This is a genomic window from Apibacter sp. wkB309 (assembly GCF_002964915.1).
In the GTDB taxonomy this organism is placed as follows: Bacteria; Bacteroidota; Bacteroidia; order Flavobacteriales; family Weeksellaceae; genus Apibacter.
Genome location: NZ_PSZL01000016.1, coordinates 1 through 683 on the forward strand (window position 1 = coordinate 1; position 683 = coordinate 683).

Annotated in this window: 1 protein-coding gene; it reads right to left on the reverse strand. The window is 36.6% G+C overall.

Annotated elements, in window-relative coordinates; genetic code table 11:
* Positions 1 to 683 (reverse strand): RHS repeat domain-containing protein (locus C4S75_RS05770; RefSeq protein WP_221404063.1); only part of this gene is annotated, 683 nt, incomplete at both ends.

Sequence of the window (683 nt, forward strand, 5' to 3'; positions counted from 1 at the left end):
GAGCCGTTGCAATATTTTAGATAATTTCTTTGTTCGAATTTATCATAGCCTATTTTATTTACATAGTCATAGCTATAAGCCTTGCTTCCTTTTATTCCGGTTAGTAACCCTGCTGTATTATAGATATAATCTACTTTTTCTTGATCCGGATAGATGATCTGCTCTAGTTTATTCCAGCTGTCGTACTTGGTTTGGGTTACGTAGGTAGCGATTGCTTGATTAGGTATTATAACCGTTCTGCGTACTTCAGTGATTTCTCCTAACGTACCGTATTTATACTCTTGTGCTCCGGTTGCATCTTCAACTAAAGATATTCTTCCTTTTCGGTTATATTTGGAGTTTTTATTTCCGTAATGGTAGGTAACGTTATTTTGAGGATGTTCCGGATAATGTATTGATTTTAATCGGGTATAATCATATTCGTATTCTATTTTTTGGTTTGTTTTTTCTAAGTTGGAAGTCTGACGACTTATTACATTTCCTAAGGCATCGTAACTTAATCGGGTAATTCCTGCACTTGGATGTGATAATTGAATTCTTCTTCCGGCTAAGTCATACTTCGATTGAGTGATTTGTCCCTCGGTATCGATGACTTCTAATAATTGATTGATGCCATCGTAAGCATAACGGGTAGTAATTATTCCTGACGGGCCGGATAGTTGTTCGGTCTTAACAGTAAGCCC